Source organism: Saccharothrix luteola, assembly GCF_020859565.1.
Taxonomy (GTDB): Bacteria; Actinomycetota; Actinomycetes; order Mycobacteriales; family Pseudonocardiaceae; genus Actinosynnema; species Actinosynnema luteola.
The window spans coordinates 34,884-52,362 of sequence record NZ_JAJHUO010000036.1 but is presented as its reverse complement, the minus strand read 5'-3'; the positions used below and the strand labels follow the sequence as shown (position 1 = coordinate 52,362).

The 17,479-nt window shown below is 70.9% G+C and carries 16 protein-coding genes; 7 read left to right on the top strand and 9 right to left on the bottom strand.

Features of this window, described 5'->3' with window-relative positions; all coding sequences use genetic code 11:
- The first annotated feature begins 121 nt into the window (after window positions 1-121).
- Together LNK82_RS38880 and LNK82_RS38875 are read left to right on the top strand one after the other, a co-directional pair.
- Entirely contained in the window at window positions 122-1,165 is a 1,044-nt protein-coding gene (locus LNK82_RS38880) for a LacI family DNA-binding transcriptional regulator (RefSeq protein ID WP_230571865.1), read from the top strand.
- A gap of 123 nt (window positions 1,166-1,288) precedes the next feature.
- Window positions 1,289-3,493, top strand: coding sequence for a discoidin domain-containing protein (locus tag LNK82_RS38875; protein WP_230571864.1), 2,205 nt, complete (start codon window positions 1,289-1,291; stop codon window positions 3,491-3,493).
- A 513-nt stretch (window positions 3,494-4,006) separates the two neighbouring features.
- Here LNK82_RS38875 and LNK82_RS38870 read toward each other — a convergent pair.
- From LNK82_RS38870 to LNK82_RS38860, 3 genes are read right to left on the bottom strand one after another with little or no spacing between them, the layout of a single operon-like run.
- Complete coding sequence (locus tag LNK82_RS38870) at window positions 4,007-4,867, bottom strand: maleylpyruvate isomerase family mycothiol-dependent enzyme (protein ID WP_230571863.1); 861 nt, start codon at window positions 4,865-4,867, stop codon at window positions 4,007-4,009.
- A 53-nt stretch (window positions 4,868-4,920) separates the two neighbouring features.
- Window positions 4,921-5,811, bottom strand: coding sequence for a LysR family transcriptional regulator (locus LNK82_RS38865; RefSeq protein WP_230571862.1), 891 nt, complete (start codon window positions 5,809-5,811; stop codon window positions 4,921-4,923).
- Between the two features lie 57 nt (window positions 5,812-5,868).
- Complete coding sequence (locus LNK82_RS38860) at window positions 5,869-6,999, bottom strand: DUF418 domain-containing protein (protein WP_230571861.1); 1,131 nt, start codon at window positions 6,997-6,999, stop codon at window positions 5,869-5,871.
- A 262-nt stretch (window positions 7,000-7,261) separates the two neighbouring features.
- Between LNK82_RS38860 and urtA the strand changes: the two genes are divergently transcribed.
- From urtA to urtE, 5 genes are read left to right on the top strand one after another with little or no spacing between them, the layout of a single operon-like run.
- Window positions 7,262-8,479 (top strand): urea ABC transporter substrate-binding protein, encoded by a 1,218-nt coding sequence (gene urtA, locus LNK82_RS38855; RefSeq protein ID WP_230571860.1) that lies wholly within the window; start codon window positions 7,262-7,264, stop codon window positions 8,477-8,479.
- Window positions 8,479-9,354, top strand: coding sequence for an urea ABC transporter permease subunit UrtB (urtB, locus tag LNK82_RS38850; protein WP_230571859.1), 876 nt, complete (start codon window positions 8,479-8,481; stop codon window positions 9,352-9,354). The genes urtA and urtB overlap by 1 nt, the downstream gene beginning before the upstream one ends.
- The gene (gene urtC, locus LNK82_RS38845) at window positions 9,351-10,403 is read left to right on the top strand and encodes an urea ABC transporter permease subunit UrtC (RefSeq protein WP_230571858.1); all 1,053 of its coding nucleotides are present in this window, start codon (window positions 9,351-9,353) and stop codon (window positions 10,401-10,403) included. The genes urtB and urtC overlap by 4 nt, the downstream gene beginning before the upstream one ends.
- On the top strand, window positions 10,400-11,149 hold the full coding sequence (urtD, locus tag LNK82_RS38840; protein ID WP_230571857.1) for an urea ABC transporter ATP-binding protein UrtD: 750 nt from the start codon (window positions 10,400-10,402) through the stop codon (window positions 11,147-11,149). The genes urtC and urtD overlap by 4 nt, the downstream gene beginning before the upstream one ends.
- Complete coding sequence (gene urtE / locus LNK82_RS38835) at window positions 11,149-11,844, top strand: urea ABC transporter ATP-binding subunit UrtE (protein ID WP_230571856.1); 696 nt, start codon at window positions 11,149-11,151, stop codon at window positions 11,842-11,844. The genes urtD and urtE overlap by 1 nt, the downstream gene beginning before the upstream one ends.
- 1 nt (window position 11,845) lies before the next feature.
- On the opposite strand, the gene LNK82_RS38830 is transcribed toward urtE, so the two are convergent.
- The 6 genes from LNK82_RS38830 to LNK82_RS38805 all read right to left on the bottom strand — a co-directional run bounded on the left by LNK82_RS38830 (window position 11,846) and on the right by LNK82_RS38805 (window position 17,408).
- Entirely contained in the window at window positions 11,846-13,099 is a 1,254-nt protein-coding gene (locus LNK82_RS38830) for a hypothetical protein (RefSeq protein ID WP_230571855.1), read from the bottom strand.
- The gene (locus tag LNK82_RS38825) at window positions 13,096-13,854 is read right to left on the bottom strand and encodes a bestrophin-like domain (protein ID WP_230571854.1); all 759 of its coding nucleotides are present in this window, start codon (window positions 13,852-13,854) and stop codon (window positions 13,096-13,098) included. The genes LNK82_RS38830 and LNK82_RS38825 overlap by 4 nt, the downstream gene beginning before the upstream one ends.
- A gap of 269 nt (window positions 13,855-14,123) precedes the next feature.
- Window positions 14,124-15,215, bottom strand: coding sequence for a hypothetical protein (locus tag LNK82_RS38820; protein WP_230571853.1), 1,092 nt, complete (start codon window positions 15,213-15,215; stop codon window positions 14,124-14,126).
- Window positions 15,212-15,544, bottom strand: coding sequence for a hypothetical protein (locus LNK82_RS38815; RefSeq protein WP_230571852.1), 333 nt, complete (start codon window positions 15,542-15,544; stop codon window positions 15,212-15,214). The genes LNK82_RS38820 and LNK82_RS38815 overlap by 4 nt, the downstream gene beginning before the upstream one ends.
- Window positions 15,541-16,341 carry a hypothetical protein gene (locus LNK82_RS38810; RefSeq protein ID WP_230571851.1) on the bottom strand — a complete coding sequence of 267 codons (801 nt, stop codon included), beginning with the start codon at window positions 16,339-16,341 and terminating at the stop codon, window positions 15,541-15,543. Before LNK82_RS38810 ends, LNK82_RS38815 begins: the two co-directional genes overlap by 4 nt.
- A complete protein-coding gene (locus tag LNK82_RS38805; RefSeq protein ID WP_230571850.1) occupies window positions 16,338-17,408 on the bottom strand; it encodes a hypothetical protein in 1,071 nt (356 codons plus the stop codon). The genes LNK82_RS38810 and LNK82_RS38805 overlap by 4 nt, the downstream gene beginning before the upstream one ends.
- Between the last annotated feature and the right edge of the window lie 71 nt (window positions 17,409-17,479).

The window sequence follows — 17,479 nt, the reverse complement described above, 5'->3', positions numbered from 1 at the left end:
TCTCGCGTTTCTGAACGTAGGACACACCCGACCTGAGCGTTCGACACGCGGGACCCGAAGGTTCGACACGCCCGGACAAGGAAGGCGGAGAGCGCTCTCCGGTGCATGGCAGAATGACTCCATGAGCAGATCGCCGACGACCCCGCCGACGTTGGAAGACGTGGCGCGGGTCGCCGGCGTGTCCCGCGCCACCGTCTCCCGCGTCATCAACGGCACCCGCAACGTCGACCGCAAGATCCAGGAAGTCGTGCGCGCCGCCATCGACAAAACCGGCTACGCCCCCAACCGCGCCGCCCGATCCCTGGTCACCAAACGGGCAGGCACGATCGCCCTCGTGGTCTCCGGCGCAGGCGACCCGGGCGACGAAGACGCCTTCGCCGCACGAGTGTTCTCCGACCCGTTCTTCGGCCGGGTGGCCAGCGGCGTCCTCGGCTTCCTGCGCACGCGCGGCGTGCACCCGGTGCTGATGGTCGCCGACACGGACCCGGCGCGCGAGGACGTGCTGTCGTTCCTCCGCCAGGGCAGCGCGGACGGCGCGCTGCTGGTCTCGACCCACGCCGAGGACCCCCTACCGGCCCGCCTGGTCGCAGCCGAACTGCCCGCCGTGCTGTTCGCGCGCCCGGCCCGTCCCGCGCCGATCAGCTACGTCGACCTGGACCACCAGGCCGGCGCGAAGCTCGCCGCCGACCACCTGGTGCGCCGCGGCTGCACGCAGGTCGCCACGATCACCGGCCCGCTCGACGTCCCCGCGTCCCAGGACCGGCTGACCGGGTTCCGCGACGCCATGGCACGGCACGGTTTCCCGTACGTCCCGATCGCCGAGGGCGGCTTCACCTCGGTCAGCGGCGAGGCCGCGATGGAACGACTGCTGGCCGAACACCCCGACATCGACGGCGTGTTCGCGGCCAACGACCTGATGGCGCAAGGCGCCCTGCTGGTGCTGCACAAGCACCAGAGGCGCGTCCCGGACGACGTGGCGCTGGTGGGTTTCGACGACAGCAGCCCCGCGCAGTCCTGCCGACCGAGGCTGACCACGGTGCGGCAACCGGTAGAGGACATGGCGGCCGGGATGTCCCGGTTGCTGCTGGACCACGTCGAAGAACCGGGACTGCGCCCCAGATCCGTCATCTTCGAACCCTCGCTCGTCGTGCGGGATTCCGCCTGAACCGTCGTTGACGTCTTCGCAACATCGGCGTTACGCTCCGAGAGAGCGCTCTCTCAGCGCCTCCGGTGCCACGGAGGCACGGCTCCGGGCCTTCTCGCGCCCCTTACCTCGTCAGGTAGGACAATGAGCTCTCCCCGTTCCCTGTCACGGGTCCTGACCGCCGCGCTGGCACTCGGCCTCGCCGCGGTGCTCAGCCCCGTGATCACCCAGTCCGCGCAGGCCGCCGAGTGCGGCACGACCAACGCCGCGCTGAACCGCCCGGCGACCGCGTCGTCCGTCGAGAACGGCGGCACCCCTGCCGCCGCCGCGGTCGACGGCAACACCGGCACCCGCTGGTCCAGCGCGTTCGCCGACCCGCAGTGGGTCCAGGTGGACCTCGGCTCGACGCAGCAGGTGTGCCGCGTGACGCTGACCTGGGAAGCCGCGTACGGCAAGGCGTTCCAGATCCAGCTGTCGGACAACGCGTCCACCTGGAACACCGTCTACTCCACCACCACCGGCACGGGTGGCGTGCAGAACCTGACCGTCACGGGCTCCGGCCGCTACCTCCGGGTCCACGGCACGGCGCGCGCCACCGGCTACGGCTACTCACTGTGGGAGCTGGCAGTCAACACCGAGACGACCGGCGGACCCGTCATCCCGCCCACCGACCCGCGCAACCCCGACTTCGGCCCCAACGTGCTCGTCTACGGCCCCGGCTACGACCGGGCCGCGATGCAGTCGCGCTTGGACCAGATCGCCACCCAGATGAAGACCAACCAGTTCGGCAGCGAGCGGTACGCCGTGCTGTACAAGCCGGGCGTGTACGACGCGGACGTCAACCTCCGCTTCTACACCCAGGTCGCGGGCCTCGGCCTGCGTCCGGACGACGTGCGGCTCAACGGCCACGTGCGCGTCGAGGCGGACTGGCTCCAGCAGGGCGACAACCCGAACAACCTCGGCAACGCCACGCAGAACTTCTGGCGCCAGGCCGAGAACCTGCACGTCAACCTGCCGGCCGGGCAGATCGAGCGGTGGGCCGTGTCGCAGGCCGCGTCCTACCGGCGGATGCACCTCAGCGGCCAGATCCACCTGTGGAACGGCGGCGACGGCTGGGCGTCCGGCGGCCTGATCGTGGACAGCAAGATCGACGGTGTCGCGGTCTCCGGTTCGCAGCAGCAGTTCCTGACCCGCAACAGCAACCTCGCGGGCGGCTGGAGCGGCTCGGTGTGGAACATGGTGTTCGTCGGCACGCAGGGCGCGCCCGCGCAGCACTTCCCGAACCCCTCGCACACCACCGTCGACACCAGCCCGGTCGTGCGCGAGAAGCCGTTCCTGTACTTCGAGAACGGCGAGTACAAGGTGTTCGTCCCGGCGCTGCGGCAGAACGCCCGCGGCACGAGCTGGGAAGCGGGCGCGCCCGCCGGCCAGTCGATCTCGCTGGCGGACTTCTTCATCGTCAAGCCCGGCACCCCGGTGGCGACGACGAACGCGGCGCTGGCGCAGGGCAAGCACCTCCTGTTGACGCCGGGTGTGCACCGCCTCACCGACACGATCAACGTGACGCGGCCGAACACCGTCGTGCTCGGCCTCGGCCTGGCGACCCTCTCCCCCGACACCGGCAAGGCCGCGATGGCGGTGTCCGATGTGGACGGTGTCAAGCTGGCCGGGTTCCTGGTCGACGCCGGTGTGCAGAACTCCCCCGTGCTGCTCCAGCTCGGCCCGACGACCTCGTCGGCGTCGCACGCCGCCAACCCGACCTCGATGCACGACGTGTACCTGCGCGTCGGCGGTCCCCAGGCGGGCAAGGCGACGACCTCGCTGGAGATCAACAGCGACCACGTGATCGTGGACCACACGTGGGTGTGGCGCGCCGACCACGGCACGGGTCCGACCGGCTGGACCGCCAACACCGGTCGCAACGGCGTCGTCGTCAACGGTGACAACGTGACGGCGTACGGGTTGTTCGTCGAGCACTACCAGGAGTACAACACGGTGTGGAACGGCAACGGCGGCCGGACGTACTTCTACCAGAACGAACTGCCGTACGACCCGCCGAACCAGGCCGCGTGGATGAACGGCTCGAAGCTGGGCTGGGCCGGGTACAAGGTGGGCGACCACGTCACGACCCACGAGGGTTGGGGCATGGGCGTGTACGCCTTCAACCAGGCCGATCCGAGCATCCGGACGGCGAACGGCTTCGAGGTGCCCAACCGGTCGGGCGTGCGGCTGCACGACCTGGTGACCGTGTCGCTCGGCGGCGTCGGCACGATCGACAACGTCGTGAACGGCATCGGTGGCGCCGCGAACATGGCCACGCAGCAACGTTACGTCGTCAACTACCCGTGATCGCGTGAGCAACCGCCCCGCCGAGGCTTTCATCCTCGGCGGGGCGGTTCGCGTTATCGGGCGCTTTGCTCCGACGCCGGGAAATCGCTTCAGGGAGTCGGAAGGTGAGGACCGGATCTGGCGGGTTCGCCTGGTCGACTGATGCCGTGTCCGGTATGGCCCGGGTGACTACCCTCCGCTGCACCCCACGAGGTGTCACGTCATTCCGACACGTACGGGTGAATGCTTGCAGCTTCACTGACGAGGCGTGGACTCCTCCCCCACCCGCGCCTGCAGTCGAGTCGCCCAAGCGGCAATGCGAACCAATAGCCCTCACCGCGCGAATACGCGCGGGCGATTCATCACATTCATCCCACGATCAGGTGGGAATTTCGTGACCACGCAAGATTCGACCGCTTCGACCGCACAGGGGACCCAATCCGAGGGGCGACGAACATCAAGGAGCTCCGCGCGAAGGGCGGCAAGGGCGTCACGGGTTCGTGAACTTCCTGTAGCGCGAGGGGTTTGCCCGCGCTAGCCCGCGGACAAGGGCAGGGAGTTCGTCGGCAGGCGCACCTTGCGCAGGAACGCGGGCAGCAACCACGGGCGTCGCCCGGCGACCCGCAGCTTGCCCGTGACCGCGGCACGGGCGCGGCTGACCCGGCCGAACAGCACCAGGTTCAGCACGGCCGGGTCGAAGGTCAGGCGCACGTCGACCGGCTCGCCCGGCTCCCCGATCGACACCCGGCCCTGGTGCAGGACGATCGTCACCGGGGTCGTGTGGCGGGAGCGGAACGCCACGGCGACGCGGCGGTCGCTGGGCGGTTCGCCGTCGAGCACGCCGCCGACGTCGTTGCGGATCATGCCGACGAGGAACAGCTCGAAGAACAACGCGGCTTCCCGCGCCGGGATCGACCACGGCGTGCCGACGCCCCGGGCGATGTCCCACCCGTGGACGAGCAGTTCGTTGACGAGGTGGGCCAGCACGCCCGCGATCGGCACCCGGGACGCGCCCAGCCACGGCACCGTCCGCTCTGGGTCGGCCTCCGTCGTGATGTCCAGGATCGAGGCCACCATCGACCGCAGCATGGCGCTCAGCGCGGCGGGGTCGCGCTCGGTGAACCGCCGCAGCGCCAGGTCGTTCAGGTTGGCGACGGTGTCCACGGTGACGGCGGGGATGCGCTCGGCGAGGCTCGGGTCGGCCACCTCCCCGCCGCCCGGTGCCAGCAACGTGGTGTAGATCGAGGCGATGGCGACGACGTGCGCCGCCGTGTCCGCCACCGTCCAGTCGGCGGTCGCGAGCGCGCTCGGGTCCGACGCGGCGACGAGGTCCGCGAACCTCCCCGTCACGTCCGACAGCACGTCCCGCACCACAGGCCACTGCTCATCGACCACGGCATCCCCCAGGTTGCTCGGCCCGTACGATAACAGCGTTTCGGTGATGGAGGCTACCGGAGCCGCACGGTGGTCTCCACGAACGCGCGCACCACCGGCCGGGCCGTCTCCGGCACCCACCCGACCGCGATCCGCAGCGGCTCGATGTCGGTCACCGGCCGCCACGCCAGGTCGGGGTGCGCGTAGTACTCGGCCATCGACTCCGGGCCGAAGCACACCGCCGCGCCGGCCGCGACGTGCTCCAGCATCTCGTCCGCGTTGTCGTTCTCCGGTCCCCACACGGGTTCGCCGCCGTCCGGCCGCGGGTTGACGGCCCACCAGTCCACCCACGCCTTCGGCGCCTTGCGCGTCCACATGAGCGGCTCGTCGCGCAGGTCCGCGATGCCCACCGACTCACGCGCCGCCAACGGGTGGCCGCGGGACAGGGCGACGTACCGCGCCTCGGTCGCCACCACGTGGGTGCGCAGGCCGTCGGTGTCGGCGGGCAGCCAGACGAACGCCACGTCCACCAACCCCTGCCGCAACGCGTCCGGCTCGCCGCCCCAGTCGCACCGCTTCGGCTCGATCGTCACGTCGGGCCGCTGCTCGGCGAACGCCGCCCGGGCCCGGCGCGCCACGCTGCCACCGCCCGACGTGACGAACCCGACCCTCAGCACGTTCGCCTCAGCCGCCGCCGCGGAACGCGCCGACCGCACCGCGTCCCGCCACTCGTCCAACGCCTTGCGCGCCAACGGCAGCAGCTCGCCGCCCGCCGCCGTCAGCCGGACCTCCCGGCCGGTCCGCACGAACAACTCGACGCCCAGGTCGGTCTCCAACTGCCTGATCTGCCTGCTCAACGCGGGTTGCGAAACGTACAGGGCCCGCGCCGCCCCGGTGAAGCTCAAGCGTTCGGCCACGGCCACGAAGTACCGCAGCACCCTGGTGTCCACGTCGAGAGGACTCATACAGGCAGCGTATTGGCCACCTGATCACCGCCGTGCCACGCCCGTGCCGCCCGCGGGCTAGGCCGTGACCGAACGTCGTTGCGGCGCGCGGTAAGCCCAGTCCCACACCGTTTCCACGGGGCCGCGCTCGAACCGCCGCATCCACCACGACGCGCCCACCACCAGCAGCACGGCGACCACCAGCCACACCCCGCCGGTGAACCACGGGCCCAGGTGACCCCACCGCCGCGCCAGGCCGAGACCCCACTCGTAGCACAGCACGGACGCGATCACGTTCTGGCCGACGTAGCAGCTCAACGCCGATCGGCCGACCGCCGTGACGCCACGGCGCACCGGGCCCGCGTCGGCCCGCATCCGGTTGACCAGCGCGGTGATCCCGCCGAGCAGCCCGAACGCGACCAGCGGCGCGCACACGTAGCGGTCGACGGCGAACCAGTCGGCGCCGGCGAGCGTGGTGGTGACGTTCAGCGGCACGCCGACCCCGAGGCCCCACACCACCAGCCGCCGTTGGATCCGGGCGCCACGGGCGGAGTTCTCCAAGGCGCCCGCCTTGAACAGCCGCGCACCCGCCAGGAACAGCAGCCCGCTCAGCGGCAGCACCAGGAACCCCTCGGCCCGGAAGACCGCGAAGTGCTCGACCCTGGCCCGCACGCCGTCCCACCAGCTGTCCGTGGCCGGCACGAACCCCGGATCGCCGACCGTCGTGACGTCGGTCAGCAGCGCCACCGTGATCAGGCCGACGATCCCCAGGTTCGCCGCGCCCATCGCGACCATCCAGCCGACCTGGACCCGCCCGCTGCGCCCCACCAGGTAGGCCACCAGCACGGACACCACCGCGTAGAACATCAGCACGTCGAACTCGAAGACCAGCACGTAGTGCAGCAAGCCCTCGAACAGCAGCAGCGCCGAGCGCCACAGGTACCACCCGGGCCACCGCTGCCCCCGCCGTTCGGCGGAGCGGTGCTGGATCGCGAGGCCGATGCCGAACATGATCGACAGCAGGCCGAGGAACTTCCCGTTGGTGATCATCTGCAGCAACGCGGTCGCGGTGTCGCCCGCGCCCGAGCCGAAGCCGGCCAGGAAGCCCATCACCCCCTGCGGATGCGTGAAAGCCCACACGTTGGTCCCGAACGTGCCCAGGATCGCCACCCCGCGCAGCACGTCGAGCGCCACGATTCGTCCGCCCATGACCCACCTCCCCCGAATCAGGTACCCGGCGAACGTAGGACGAAAGGCCGTTCGCGATCGTCGGTCGAAGGTGCCCGGCGGTGTCGCACCTTCGGACGATGGCCGACGGCCGAACGGATGACACGACGACCGCGCAAGGTGAGCGCGGAAGGTCACAACTCCATACCGTGAGGAGTTGGCCACGCGAACGTAACCTCGCGCGCCCGGCACGCAACACGCGGTTCATAGCTTCTCGGTTCCACCTGCCCGAAAGGAGCCGCCGGTGCGTCCCAGAACCTTCAGCCGCGGTCTGATCGCCCTCCTGCTGCCCGCTCTGCTCGCGACGGCCTGCGTCGACGAGCCCGGCGGTGGCGCGGGGGCCTCCGGTGACGAGATCAAGGTCGGCGTCCTGCACTCGTTGAGCGGCACGATGGCCATCAGCGAGGTGACCGTGCGCGACGCGGAACTGCTGGCCATCGAGGAGATCAACGCCAAGGGCGGCGTGCTGGGCAAGAAGGTCGTCCCGGTCACCGAGGACGGCGCGTCGGACTGGCCCACGTTCGCGGAGAAGGCGCAGAAGCTCATCTCGCAGGACAAGGTGGCGGCGGTGTTCGGCGGCTGGACCTCCGCCAGCCGCAAGGCGATGCTGCCGGTGTTCGAGCGCAACAAGGCGCTGCTGTGGTACCCGGTGCAGTACGAGGGGCTGGAGAGCTCGCCGTACATCTTCTACACCGGCGCGACGACGAACCAGCAGATCGTGCCCGCGCTGGACTACCTGGCCGCGCAGGGCAAGGAGAAGCTGTTCCTCGTGGGCAGCGACTACGTGTTCCCGCGCACCGCCAACAAGATCATCAAGGCGTACGCCGCGGCCAAGGGCATCGAGATCCTGGGCGAGGAGTACACGCCGCTCGGCCACACGGAGTACAGCACGCTGGTCAACAAGATCGTCGACGCCAAGCCGGACGCCGTGTTCAACACCCTCAACGGCGACAGCAACGTGGCGTTCTTCAAGCAGCTGCGCGGTTCCGGCGTCACGCCGCAGGCCACGCCGGTGGTGTCGGTGAGCGTCGCCGAGGAAGAGGTCAAGGGCATCGGGCCGGAGAACGTGGCCGGGCACCTCGTGGCGTGGAACTACTACCAGACCACCACCACGCCCGCGAACGACGCGTTCGTCAAGGCGTTCAAGGCGAAGTACGGCGCGGACAAGGTGACGTCCGACCCGATGGAGGCCGGCTACAACGCCGTGCACCTGTGGGCGGAGGCGGTGAAGAAGGCGGGCACGACGGAGGTCGAGGCGGTGAAGAAGGCCGCGGGCGGCATCACGATCGAGGCTCCCGAGGGCACGACCACCATCGACGGCGAGAACCAGCACGTCGCCAAGACCGCGCGGATCGGCCTGGTGCAGGCGGACGGCCAGATCAAGGAGGTGTGGTCCTCCCCCGGCCCGATCAAGCCGGACCCGTACCTGAAGAGCTACGACTGGGCCGGGGGCTTGAGCTGATGGGCGCGCTGGCCAACCAGCTGCCCATCGGGTTGAGCATCGCGGCGGTGCTGCTGCTCATCGCGCTCGGCCTGACGTTCACGTTCGGCCAGATGGGCGTGATCAACATGGCGCACGGCGAGTTCATCATGGCGGGCGCCTACACCGCGTACCTCTTGCAGGGTCTCACCAGCCAGTCGTTCCTCATCGCGCTGCCGGTCGCGTTCGCCGTGGCCGGGTTGATGGGGCTGCTGCTGGAGTGGTCGCTGATCCGGCGGTTCTACGGGCGGCCGTTGGACACGCTGTTGTTGACCTGGGGCGTGAGCCTCGTGCTGCAACAGCTGGCGCGTGACGTCTTCGGCGCGCCGAACGTGCAGGTGACCGCGCCGGGCTGGTTGGTGGGCGGCGTCGACGTGCTCGGCGTGCGCCTGCCGCACAACCGGGTGTTCATCATCGTGCTGGCGGTGGTGTGCGTGGTCGGGGTGTGGCTGTACCTGACCAGGCTGCCCGCCGGCCGCCGGATGCGGGCGGTGGTGCAGAACCGGGAGCTGGCCGCGTACAGCGGCATCGCCACCGGGCGGGTCGACCGGTTCACGTTCCTGCTCGGCTCGGGGCTGGCCGGGGTGGCGGGTGTCGCGTTGACGCTCGTCGGCCCGGTCGGCCCGAGCCTGGGCACCTTCTACATCGTGGACGCGTTCCTGGTCGTGGTCGCGGGCGGGCTCGGCCAGTTGCGCGGGGCGGTGCTGGCGGCGATCGCGCTCGGTTTCCTCAACAGCTACCTGGAGTTCTGGACGGACGCGAGCCTGGCCAAGGTGCTGGTGTTCGTGGCGATCATCGCGTTCCTCCAGGTCCGGCCGCAGGGCATGTTCGTGCTGAAGGGGAGGGCGTTGGTATGACGTGGGGTCGCATCTCCCTCGTGGCGTGCGTCGTGCTGCTGGCGTTGGCGCCGTTGGCGCTCTCGCCGTTCCGCCTCGGGTTGCTGGCGAAGTACCTGTGCTTCGCGATCGTCGCGGTCGGCATCGCGCTGGCCTGGGGTCAGGGCGGGATGCTGACTCTCGGCCAGGGCGTGTTCTTCGGCCTGGGCGGCTACGCGATGGCCATGTACCTGAAGCTGGAGGAAGCCGGGTCCGCCGGGTTGCCGGACTTCATGGTGTGGAGCGGCGTCGAGGAGCTGCCCGCGCTGTGGAAGCCGTTCGGCAACCCGGTGTTCGCGCTGGCGGCCGTGGTCTTGGTACCCGGACTGGTGGCGTTCCTGTTGGGGTTGCTCGTGTTCCGGCAACGCGTGCGCGGCGCGTACTTCGCGATCCTGTCACAGGCGTTGGCGGCGGCGTTCGTGATCCTGCTGGTGGGCCGGCAGGGCCTGACCGGCGGCACGAACGGGATGACGAACTTCAGCCGGTTCTTCGGGCTGGACCTCACCGATCCCAACGGGCAACGCGCCGTGTACGCGATCACGGCGCTCGTCCTGGGCGTGACGTTCCTGGTGGCGAAGCTGCTGGTGCGCAGCCGGTTCGGCCGGCTGCTGGTGGCCGTGCGCGACGGCGAGGACCGGGTGCGGTTCCTCGGCTACGACCCGGCCGTGGTCAAGGCGATCACGTTCACCGTCTCGGCGGTGATGGCCGGGCTGGCGGGCGCGTTGTTCGTGCCCGTGGTCGGCATCATCTCCCCCGCGCTGCTCGGCATCGTGCCGTCGCTGGAGCTGCTGGTCGGGGTGGCGGTCGGCGGGCGGTTCGTGCTGGCCGGCGCGATCGCGGGCGCCATCGCGGTCAACTACGCCAAGACGCTGTTCAGCGAGGACTTCGCCGAGGGCTGGCTGTACCTGCAAGGCGGGCTGTTCGTCCTGGTGCTGGTGTTCGCGCCGAAGGGCCTGGCGGGCGTGGTCGAGTCGCTGCGCCACCGGTTCTCGTCGCGCAGGCGGGTCGCCGCGGTGGAGGTGACGGCGTGACGGCGCTGCTGGAGGTGCGCGGGCTGCGCGTGGTGTTCGACGGTTTCGCGGCGATCGACGGGCTGGACCTCACCGTCGAGGAGGGCGAGCTGCGGTTCCTGATCGGGCCGAACGGCGCGGGCAAGACGACGTTGATCGACGTGGTCACCGGGCTGACCAGGCCGGTGACGGGCAGCGTGCGGTTCGGCGGCCGGGAACTGGTCGGCCAGAAGGAGCACCGGATCGTGCGGATGGGCGTCGGCCGCACGTTCCAGACCGCGACCGTGTTCGAGGAGCTGACCGTGGTGGAGAACCTGGACCTCGCGGAGAGCTTCCGGTTGCCGCTGCGGTCGTTGCTGCGCCGGCGGCGCGGCGTGTCCGACGCGGTGGCCTCGGCGTTGGAGACGGCGGACCTCACGGCGTCGGCCGACAAGCCGGCCGGTGTCCTCTCGCACGGGCAGCGGCAGTGGCTGGAGATCGGGATGCTGCTGGTGCAGGAGCCGAAGCTGCTGCTGTTGGACGAGCCCGTGGCGGGCATGAGCCGTGCGGAGCGGGAGCGGACCGGCGAGCTGCTGCACCGGATCGCCTCGACGCACACGGTGGTCGTGGTGGAGCACGACATGGAGTTCCTGCGCAAGTACGCGCGCAAGGTCACCGTGCTGCACCAGGGTCACGTGCTGCGCGAGGGTTCGGTCGCCGAGGTGCAGGAGGACCCGCGGGTGCGCGAGGTGTACCTGGGTCGGGCCAAGGGGAAGGCGGTCACGTGATGCTGTCGGTGTCCGGGGTGGACGCCGCCTACGGGCGGGCACGGGTGCTGTTCGGCGTGGGGCTGGAGGTGCCCGCCGGGTCGCTGGTGTGCGTGATGGGCCGCAACGGGGTCGGCAAGACGACGTTGCTGAAGACCGTGATGGGCACGCTCACGCCCACGGCCGGCCGGATCACGTTCGACGGGCAGGACATCACGCGGCTGCCGACGCACCTGCGGGTGCGCGCGGGCATGGCGTACGTGCCGCAGGGCCACGTCTCGTTCCCGCAGCTGACCGCGTGGGAGAACTTGCGGGTGACGCTGGAGGCCACCGGGCACCGCGACCCGGCGGCGGTGGACGAGGCGCTGGACGTGTTCCCGGCGTTGCGGCAGTTGGCCAAGCGGCCGGCCGGCTTCCTGTCCGGTGGTCAGCGGCAGCAGCTGGCGATCGCGCGGGCGTTGATCACCCGGCCCCGGCTGCTCGTGCTGGACGAGCCGACGGAGGGCGTCCAGCCGTCGGTGATCGACGAGATCGAGGCGGCGATCGACCGGCTGCACCGGGAGGTGGGGTTGACCGTGCTGCTGGTGGAGCAGTACCTGGACTTCGCGTTGCGGCTGGCCGACAGCTACGTGGTGATGGACGCGGGCGAGGTCGTGCGCGCGGGCGCGACGGAGGAGCTGCACGACGAGGAGGTGCGCCGGATGCTGGCCGTCTGACCTACCGGCGCCTGCTCGCGGCCTGGCGGGCGAGCGCGCCCGCGGCGAAGATCAGCAGGATCGCGGTCAAGCCCCAGCGCCGCTGGTCGCGGACCGTGTTGTTGGTCGGCGCCAAGGTCTCCACCCGCCGGTCCGGCACCTCGATGTCGGCCGGTGGTGGGGGCGGGGGCGGTTCCGCGGGTGGTGGTGGTTGCGGGGGTGGTGGGTTCGGCGGCGGGGTGGTCCGCAGCGGCGGCGGGATGTACGGCGGCGCCGCGGGTGCGGGGCGGACCGTGGTTGTGGTGGTGGTTGTCGTGGTCGTCGTCCGGGCGATGGTGGTGGTGGTCGTCGGCGGCGGGGTTGTGGTGGTCGTCCTGGTCGTCGTCGGTGGCGTGGTCGTCTTCGTCGTGGGCGGTGTGGTGGTGGTGGTGGTGGTCGTTGTCGTGGGCGGAGTGGTCGTGGTTGTCGTGGTCGTGGGCGGGGTGGTCGTCGTGGTGGTGGGCGGTGTCGTCGTCGTGGTGGGCGGTGTCGTGGTCGTGGTGGGGATCGGGATGGTGGTCAGGCAGCCCGACGAGTCGATGGTGTGCAGGGCCTTCCGGGACGAGATCTCCGTGACCACGCCCGAGCCGTCCAGCGCCACCCGCCACAACGTGCTGCGACCGCCCTGGTTGTTGTTCGTGGCGTACAGCGCGCCGTCCGGCGCGAGGGTCACCGCGCCGTAGCTGCTGCCGCCGGGCAACCGGCCGGCGCCGGGCACGGCCCTCGTCCGGCCGGTGTCCGGGTCGATGCTGACCACCACGCCGTAGCCGTGGGCGTGCGTGGCGACGCCGTAGAGCAGGCCGTCGTCCGGGTTGAGGTCGAAGTCGTCGACCGTCGTCCCCTCCGCCGGCCACAACCACGCCTGGTGCAGCACGTGCCCGAACGTGGGGCTGTTCCGGTCGATGTCGACCGAGTTCAGCCACGGACCGACGCGCACGACCAGCCGTTCGTCGACCACCACGCCCGCCGTCGCGTTCCGCAGCATCGGCGAGGGGCGCGGTGCCTTCCCGACCACCCGGCCGGTCCGGTCGAGGGCGACGAGCCTGCCGTGGTGGTCCACGCCGTACACGAGGTCCTGCTCGGAGGAGAAGCCGATGGCGTTCAGCCGCACGTCGAGCGTGGTGAGCGAGGACGTCTCGCCGGACGGCAGCCGCACCCGGAAAACGGTCGACGGGCCGTGGGCCTCCGCCTCGACCTGGATGGCGGTGCACACGACCTGGGCGAGCGCCTCGATCATCCGAATCGCTCCACGGCGGCCTCGAACGCCGCGGGACTCACCCCGGCGCCACCGCCGAACGGGTTCTGCAGCTGGTAGATCGCGTACAGCAGCAGGGTGATGGTCGCGGCGAGGGTCGCCACGATGAGCACGTGCGTGCGGATGCGCGCCCCGCCGAACAGCAGCGGCAGGCACACGGCCAGCACGCTGCCCGCGATCAGCACGAACCACACCACCGAGCTGACCCCGCCGCCCGCCGCGTCCAGCCGCTCCTGCCTGGCCTGGTACACCTGCCACAGCTGGTTCGCGGCCTCGGCCTTGCGGTCGACCTGCCACTCGTCGGTCGTCGGCGCATCGGCCACCACCCGGCGCAGCTGGTCGAGCTGCGACCAGCCGCTCGACTCGAACGACGTGCCCTGCGTCATGCCGGGCCACTCGTCGTCGATCACGGTGGCGGCGTAGTCGCGGGACAGGTTGCGCACCTGCTCGCCGGTCTCCGCGGACAGCGAGTCGCTCGCCCACGTGGCCGCCACCAGCCCGTCCGCCTCGCGGTACGCGGCCTCACCCGCCTGGGTGACGGCGTCGAACAGGGCGATGAGCACGAACGCCACCAGGACCGCGTGCAGGCCGCCCACGATCGTGAAGACCTGCCCCGCGGACTCGTTGTTCGCCGAGCGTCCCTCCAACTCGCCGTACTTGCGGATCAAGTAAGCCATGACGGCGGCCACGATGGCCGCGCCGCCGACCCACAGCAGACCTGTGAGGTAAATGCTCATCGACACCCTTTCGTCACTCGGGATGAATTCCACAGATCCGCCGATTTCACTCACCCGAAAGCTAGTGATCGACCCGATCCGGTGAGAAGTGCGTTCATCCGAGTGCCAGGAAACCCCAATCTCTCAGGTGACACGCTCACCTCGCACGAGCAGGAGCGCCAGCTGGAAGCCGCCAGAATGCGGTGAAATCCAGCTCATCGAGCTAACCCATTAGCCCGATCGAGTTGTTTGCATCACGACAGACCGTCGTGGGCCCCCAGAATATCCGCTCAGCCCGCGAACAGCAGCGCCAAACCGCCCGAGGTGTAGCCGACCATCAGGACCAACAACGGCACCTGACCGGTCAAGTGCCTGCTCGCCGGCAGCAGCCGCAGCGCGCGGTCGTGCGCGGACACCACGGCCAGCAGGTGCCCGGCGAGCACCGCGCCGAGCTGCACCGAGGCCACCAGCACGGGTGCGGCGAGCGCGTCGTCGGGGGTGAAGCCGGTGACGCCGAACAGCAGTGCGACGGCCCGTTGGCCCTCCACAGCGAGCAGCGAGAAGTAGTGCGCCACGACGTACCCGGCGACGATCGGCACCATCGAGTGCGCGAGCTGCCCGCCGAACGACCGGCACGCCAGCAGGTAGCTGCCCGCGACCAGCGCCACCGCCGCCACCAGCCCCGCCGTGTCCGGCACGGACAGGCGTTCCCAGGCGGGGGTGGAGCCGATGCTGTCGAACGCGGTCGAGCCGAGCAGCACCGCCACCACCGCGACCAGGCCGGGCCGCACGGGCGTGGCGACGAGCGCGCGGAACGGGTTGCCGCGCAGCGGCGACAGCCGGCCCAGCAGCGTCGAGAACACCTCGAACCCGTCGGCGCGCTCGAACCACGTGCGGCCGAACACCACGCCGCCGACGACGTTCACCACCGCGTGCGCCACCAGGAACCACGGCAGCGCGTCCGGCGAGACCAGCTCCACCCAGGTGAACGCGAGCAGGCCGAGCGCGGCGGGCCAGTGGCCGAGCCGTTCGGGGTACGCGCGGCCGAGCGTGACGCGGGCGGCCAGGCGCAGCGGGTTGACCACCCGCCACACCGGGCCGAACAGCATCGACAGGACCGGCACGCCGACCCACACCAGCACGAACACCAGGTGCGGCCACGCCGCGGCGGGCACGAGCACCAGCCCGACCGCGACCAGCAGCCGCACCGGCCACCAGTCGCGGTCGGGCGTCGCCTCGGCGGCGTCGAACCGGGGCTTCGTCCACAGCAGACCCAGCGCCAGGAACGACGCCAGCAGCGCGACCGCCGCGCCCTGGAGCACCAGGTCCAGCGGGAGCGGCAGGTCGTGCCGGGCGCCGACGCCGTGGGCGAGGACGGTCACCGCACCACCAGCTGCACGAGCAGCGTGTCGGGGTGGGCCTCGACGTCGAACGTGCCCGTCCGGTCCACGGTGAACTCGAGCACGGCCGGTTTCCCGCTCTCCGCCTTGGCCAGCACGTCGACGCCGTGCACGTGCACCTCCACCGGCTGCTCGCTGGTGACGGTCAGCTCGACGGCCTGCCCGCGCACCGCCTCCACCCGCTGCGGCGACGCCTGGTCCACCGACAGGGTCAGCACCAGCGGGTCGGTGGAGGGCGGGGTGGCCTCGGGCGCGGACGAGCAACCCGCCAGCACGAGCAGCGCGAGCACCAGGGCGTGAACGGTCTTCATGTGGTGGAACCAGTCCTTCTCAGGTAGTCGAATCCGCCTGCGGCGAGGCCGAGGCCGCCGCCCAGGGTGAGTGCCACGAGCAGCCGGTCGACGTCGGCCGGACCGGCGAACGGCAGCTGGGAGAACCGGAAGCTGTCGAAGTCCGGGATCCCCGCCACCACCAGCATCGCGCCCACGACGGCCGCCACGAACGCCGTCGCGGGCTTGCGCCGCACCGCCGCCACCGCGGCCACCACCGTCAGCGGCCACGCCACCAGGCCGACACCGCTCGCGCCGAGCAGCAGCGGCACGAACGACCCGCCCGTCACGGCGAGCGTCGAGCCGACCGCGTGCCACGCGTGCGCGGCCGTCACCACGACCACGCCGACGGCGAGCAGCGCCCGCGCGCGCCCCAGGAAGTAGCCGCCGAGGGCGAGCGCGGCCGTGATCAGCAGCCACCACAGCGGTTTCGGGCCTGGTACGACGTCCACCCGACCCTTGATCACCGAGCCGCCGAGCGGCACCTCCCACTGCGGCGCGGTGGTGCGGTCGTCGCGGTAGCGGTACGTCTCGCCCGGCGTGATCGCGTGGTCCGCGGTCCGGCCACCGGCTCCCCCGACGGTGATCGCGACCGCGCCGCCGTTGCGGATCTCCAGCTGCGTGCCGTGGTTGACCATCGCCGCCGTGACGCCGGGCAGCGGCGGTACGATCCCGGTGACCCGGCTCAGGTGGTCCTGCGGCGTGAGGCCGCCCGCGTGCGCCTGGGCCGGGCCGGCGGTGGTGATCAGCAGGACGAGGGCCGGCAGCAGCGCCCTCACCGGCGGGCGGTCGGCACGAGCACCACCGCCATCAGCACGCCGTGCAGCGCGGCCATGATCGGCGCACCGGTCCACATCTCGGTGACGCTCGGCGTCGTGCCCTGGTCGATGATGGCCGCCGCGAAGAACACCGCCCACGTGACGAACGACGCCGCCCCCGCGAAGACCCGGTACTGCGCGACCCGACCCTCCGACGGGTCCAGCTTGAGCAGCAGCACGTCGATCACCACACCGGACACCAGGAACCCGATCGCGATGCTCATGTTGGTGTAGTTGGCGACGGCGGTGCTCAGCAGCATCACCACGAACGCCAGCAGGGTCGCCGCGCCGAACGGCAGCCGGAACCGGCGCACGACCAGCAGCAGCGGCAGGATCATGATCAGGTTCGTGAACATGACCGACGCCGCCAGCTCGACCGCCCGGCCCGAGCCGCCCGCGCCCTTCTCGAAGCTGAACGCCCTGATCACCTGTTCGGTGGTGAACACGGTCGCGTCGGCGTACCCGGCGAACAGCAGCACCAGCGAGGTGGTGAACGCCAGGGCCAGCCCGGCGGGCAGGAACCGCCGCAGCGACGGGCTCACCACGTCCCGGTCGCTCCACAGCGTGCGCAGCGGCGTGGTGAGGATCAGCACCATCGACGAGATCAGCACCAGGTGCGTCGGGCTGAACAGGATGTCGATGCCCTGCTCGATGCCGATGAACGTGTGCCACAGGTAGTCGCCGACACCCGCCGCGGCGAACACCGGCAGCGCGATCACCGCCGGCCCGTAGCCGATCGGGACCGCGTCCAGCCCGCGCAGCCCCTGCTGGTAGTTGCGCCACAGCACCCACAGGATCCACGCGCCGGTCGCGGCGAAGCCCGAGTAGAACACCGCGTGCCACGGCGTGAAGAACGACTCGAGCTCGGGCACGTTGGAGTGCGCCCACGCGTCGAGGAACAACCCGATCGAGAACCAGGTGCCGAGCAGCACCGTGATCAGGTCCGTGCGGTAGTCGGCCCGGGGGCGCCGGCTCGTCGCCGGGCTCCCCGCCAGGTCGTCAACGTCTGCTTCGCGCCCCAGTGTCATGGGACGAGCGTGCCCACTCCGGAGGTGGCCCGGGAATCGTGCCAGCACCACCGCGTGGTGCGGTTAACCGC